At 72.4% G+C, this 3,998-nt stretch carries 9 protein-coding genes and 1 pseudogene; all 10 read right to left on the bottom strand.

Annotated elements, in window-relative coordinates:
- Positions 1–619: pseudogene (locus NMN56_RS42815) on the bottom strand (hypothetical protein); the annotation flags it as partial.
- A gap of 95 nt (positions 620–714) precedes the next feature.
- Positions 715–990 (bottom strand): hypothetical protein, encoded by a 276-nt coding sequence (locus tag NMN56_RS42810; RefSeq protein WP_274040376.1) that lies wholly within the window; start codon positions 988–990, stop codon positions 715–717.
- Positions 991–1,009: 19 nt separating this feature from the next.
- The gene (locus NMN56_RS42805; RefSeq protein WP_274040375.1) at positions 1,010–1,318 is read right to left on the bottom strand and encodes a hypothetical protein; all 309 of its coding nucleotides are present in this window, start codon (positions 1,316–1,318) and stop codon (positions 1,010–1,012) included.
- 30 nt (positions 1,319–1,348) lie between these two features.
- Entirely contained in the window at positions 1,349–1,540 is a 192-nt protein-coding gene (locus tag NMN56_RS42800; protein ID WP_274040374.1) for a hypothetical protein, read from the bottom strand.
- Positions 1,541–1,561: 21 nt separating this feature from the next.
- A complete protein-coding gene (locus tag NMN56_RS42795) occupies positions 1,562–1,759 on the bottom strand; it encodes a hypothetical protein (RefSeq protein WP_274040373.1) in 198 nt (65 codons plus the stop codon).
- A gap of 142 nt (positions 1,760–1,901) precedes the next feature.
- On the bottom strand, positions 1,902–2,081 hold the full coding sequence (locus NMN56_RS42790; protein ID WP_274040372.1) for a hypothetical protein: 180 nt from the start codon (positions 2,079–2,081) through the stop codon (positions 1,902–1,904).
- A complete protein-coding gene (locus NMN56_RS42785; protein WP_274040371.1) occupies positions 2,081–2,383 on the bottom strand; it encodes a hypothetical protein in 303 nt (100 codons plus the stop codon). Before NMN56_RS42785 ends, NMN56_RS42790 begins: the two co-directional genes overlap by 1 nt.
- 28 nt (positions 2,384–2,411) lie before the next feature.
- Entirely contained in the window at positions 2,412–2,801 is a 390-nt protein-coding gene (locus NMN56_RS42780; RefSeq protein WP_274040370.1) for an RRQRL motif-containing zinc-binding protein, read from the bottom strand.
- Positions 2,801–3,736 carry a DUF2637 domain-containing protein gene (locus NMN56_RS42775; protein WP_274040369.1) on the bottom strand — a complete coding sequence of 312 codons (936 nt, stop codon included), beginning with the start codon at positions 3,734–3,736 and terminating at the stop codon, positions 2,801–2,803. The genes NMN56_RS42780 and NMN56_RS42775 overlap by 1 nt, the downstream gene beginning before the upstream one ends.
- The coding region (locus NMN56_RS42770) for a Pycsar system effector family protein (protein WP_283742575.1) at positions 3,733–3,998 on the bottom strand (266 nt) is incomplete at its 5' end. The genes NMN56_RS42775 and NMN56_RS42770, both read right to left, overlap by 4 nt.

Below are 3,998 nucleotides of genomic sequence, written 5' to 3'. Positions count from 1 at the left end.
GCGCCACAACCTTGCCCGCACCCCACACCACCGAGGCGATGACCACGATCCAGCGGATCGTCTCCACGGCGGCCATGAACGGGCCCACGATCAGCGCCGGTTCACTCTCGGCCAGCGCCAGCACGCCGCCCAGGACCAGCAGCCCGCCCGTCGTGGCGCCGACGCCGACAGCGGCGCCCTTGGCCAGACGCTGCGGGGCGGTGAGCAGGTCCATGCGGCGCTGGTGCCGGGCCGCGCGGAAGGCCCTGCCGCGCTCCTCCCACTCCCGGGCCTCCTCCGGGTTGCCCGCGGCTTCGGCCGTGCGCATCATCCGCTCGTAGCGGGCCGCGCTGCGTCCGTCCCACACCCGGCGCGCGAGGATGCCACTGCCCGACAGCATGTAGGAGCTGTGCCGGACCACGAAACGCCCGGCGGTACGGGTGCGCTCATCGCTGAAGGCCACGCGGGCGGCGCGCATTCCGCGCACCCACACCCGATCCCGTGCCCTCTCCTGCTCAGGTGTCCCGGGCGGTTTGACCAGGGACACCTTCGGCTCCGCCGTGGCTTCCCTGGCGGCGCGGTGGTCGGCGAGGCTGTGCAAGGTGCCCACTTCTGGCACCGCCGCCGTCAGCTCGGTCATGATGGGGTTCTCCTGTCTGTCTCTTCTGTTGGGCGGTGCAGGGGCCCGCGACGACCGACGACGCTGGCAGGCACTGCGGTCGTCGCGGGGCGGATCTACCTGCGGTGGTCGAGGGCGGCGGGTTGGAGCCAGGCGTAGGGCGGCAGGGCGCCCGCTGCCTTGAACGTGCGGAGGGCCGCACCGTTGGGGGCGTCGGGCAGGGGGTGGACGCGGGCCTCGTTCAGGGAGGCGAGCATGCGTGCGGCGTGGTGCTCGCACCCCTTTGCCCCGTCTCCGGAGCTGTCCACGACGGTCACCGCGACGGGGCCCCAGCAGCCGCTGGGGTCCTGTGGGTGCGCAGCGGGGCACCGGCCTGAGTCGGTCTCAGTCATCACTCTCCTTCGGTTGTGGCTAGCGGCGTGCGTGTTCGACGGCGCGTAGCCGCTTCTCGGCGTCCTTGCGGGCCTGGCGTGCGGCGCCGCGCTCCTGGTGGGAGGCGGCGCGTTCACGGACCCTGGCGGTGGCCACCGCGTCCTTGGCGGCGCTCAACTCCCGCTGGTAGGCGATCGCTTCGCGCTGCGCGCGGTCCTCGGCCACAGCGTCGATACGGTCAAGTTCGCGGTCGATGGCGGCGGTGTCGCCGTAGGCGTTCTTGGCGCCCTTGGCCAGCAGCCGGGCCCGCCTGGCCTTCTCGGCCGTGGTGTAGATGCGTTCGGCCATGCTTCGGTCTCCTCCGTGGTTGTGTTGGTGTCAGCCGGTCTTGCGCAGTTCATCGGTGCGGCACAGAACGGGCCCGACCAGCGGGCCGATGCGGTGGACGGTCCAGCGGCCGGCGGTGAGCGGTCCGGGCGGAACCTCGTCCACGATCCGGCCGGTGCGTCCGGCCGCGCGGGGGTCGTCCTCGCAGGAGGTGATCAGAACCTCGTCACCCGCGTGGAACACGAGTGCTCCTCTCCGGGCTGGTCAGCTGCGCGGGTAGCCGTGGCCGGGCGGCGGGTACTGGCCCTGTCCCCTCAGTTCGTCCTCGATGGACAGCGACCCTTGGACGGTGCGGTGGAAGGCATCCCCGTCCTTGAATGCGCCTGCGATTTCGGCGTCGATGAGGTCGTTGTTCAGGTCGAACGTGCGGTTCGCGTTCTCGTGGCTGGTCTCGCGTGCCATGGGTGATCCCCTTCGAGGTTTGCTTGGCCGTACGCGGTTCGTGGGTGTGCCGGGCCGGGCTGGTCCGGCCCCACCACGCCCGCCAGCCCTCATGACGGCGGGGCTGGTTGGCGCGGAAGAGCAGGTCAGCTCTCGGGGCTGGTCAGGGCTTGGGGTAGCTGTGGCCGGGTGGCGGCCAGCGGGTCTGTGTCTTGTCGGAGCCGAGCGCGTGCAGGGTCGTGGACACGAACGCGCGATCGTGGCTGCCGTCGGCGGCGTAGCGCTCCAGCTCGTCCATGAGGCGGCCGGTGCGTTCGTCGTCGGCCTTCTCGCGGCGGCCCATCAGCGGGCCTTGGTCTGGTGCTCGCGCCAGACGGACCGCAGCACGACCACGCACGTGGTGAGCGCGACGGCGCCGATGGCGAACGCGACCATGGACACGGCCAGCCCGACCGCGAGGAACGTCCCCGCGATACCGATGGCGACCCACTTGCCTGCCGTCCCCTGCTGGGGCGGCGGGGGGTGCTGGCAGGGTGCGGGCTGGGTCTGTTGTGCGGCTTGGACGGCGGCTAGGAGCGCGGCGAACTGCTCGCCCTGCCGGGCCGCCTCGACCGCGTCTTTTGACGCCTTCTCGATATCGCTCATACGCGGGATTCCTTTCGCGGGGTGTGGGTCAGGCAGGGGTCCATTGGTCGTCGGGGTAGGCGCAGGGGATGCACATGCCGAGGGAGCGCGGGATGCAGTACCCGGCGTCCAGGCGGCAGTTGGGGCAGGTGCGGCGGGCGAGCATGGCCAGGGCCAGGGCGCCCCACTTGCGGGAGGTCATCCGCCGCACGGGCCTGGCCGCATCGAGGCGGTAGAGGTAGGCCACGGACACCCCGCCGTCGCGGTGGCGGGAGCGGCGCATCACCTGTCCTGCTATCGGCTGCCCGCCCGGACGCAGGCCCCGGGCGCGGAGCTGCCGGCGCGTGGCCATGCCTTCCGGGGCGTACTTCCACGGGTAGGTCGGGACGCCGTAGCGGGCGCCGGCCGGGTCCCAGCACTTGCCGAACGCGGCCGACATCAGGCGGCCTTGGCCAGTTCGGAGTAGCCGGGCGCGAGCGCGGCGAACGCGGACTCAACCTCGGGCTTCTCGACCTGGTGGCGCTGCTCGGCCGCGCGTCCCTCGCGCTCGGTGCGCAGGGTCTCGCGCAGTTCGCGGGCCTTGGCTGCGGAGATGTGGACGGCCTTGCGGATGCCCTCCGCAGTCAGTTCCCCGTCCGACCAACCGGCGGTCGCCGACCGGGCCTCACTCAGGAGTTGGGCGGCGCTGCGGGCCGGGCGGGCCGGGCGGGCCGACTGCGGCAGGCGGCCGGTCGCCCGACTCGGACGGGTCGACTCGGCAGCCGCCACCGCCGGCGCCAACGGGCGCGGAGTCGGCTCCGGCTCCGGGGCGATCGCGCCGGATTGGACCGCCGGGGTGGGGAGCGGCTGCACGGCCGGCATGATCGGTGCCGGGCGGGATTCGTGCAGGTCACCCTTCGACCGATTCACGTCGGTCTGTGTCGACTCCTCCGTATTCGCCTGGGGTGCGGGTCGGTGGTGCAGGACCTTGGCCACCAGGTCGGAGCCGAAGTAGATGGAGCCGACCGGCAGGCTGGTTGCCAGCAGGACGAGAGTCCAGTTGGCGGGGTCCCAGTCGGCCAACTGCCCCCAGTCGGCAGAACGGCCGTGCAGCTCGGGTACCAGCCCGTGCACGTAGTTCAGGGCCAGGGAGGCGAGGGTGTAGGCGGCCAGCACGCGCAGCGCGAACCTGCGATCGGGCCCGGACAGGACGAGGGTGGCCACCAGGGCCAGCGCCATCAGCCCGTCGACCACGAACGGGTACAGCAGCGCGGCCACATCGTCCGCACCAACCGTGCGGGCCACGTCGTGCAGCGCGTTCCAGGACACCCGGAAGGCCATACCGACCACCCCGGCCAGCGCGGTCACCAGCAGATTGCGGGGAAACCGCTTCATGCCGCACCCCCCAGGCTGATGCCGGCCGCGCAGACCAGCAGGGCGCCGGCCGCACAGGTGAGGTGGATGGCCTGTCGCAGGCGGGCGAACTTGCCCACCGCGATCCTCGACAGGTTGCCGATGTCGTGCGGGAGGCGGTCCGCGACCAGGTGCGCGCGCAGCTGGTCGGGGGCGAGGGTGGCCCAGTGCGGGAAGCCACCGCCGCCGTTCAGGTTCGGGCGGACCGTGAGCAGCAACAGCGCCACCGACGCCAGCAGCACCC

Source organism: Streptomyces iconiensis (genome assembly GCF_028657195.3).
Lineage (GTDB): Bacteria > Actinomycetota > Actinomycetes > Streptomycetales > Streptomycetaceae > Streptomyces > Streptomyces iconiensis.
Note: the sequence above shows the minus strand (reverse complement) of the source record. Positions and strands in the feature narration are given on the sequence as shown.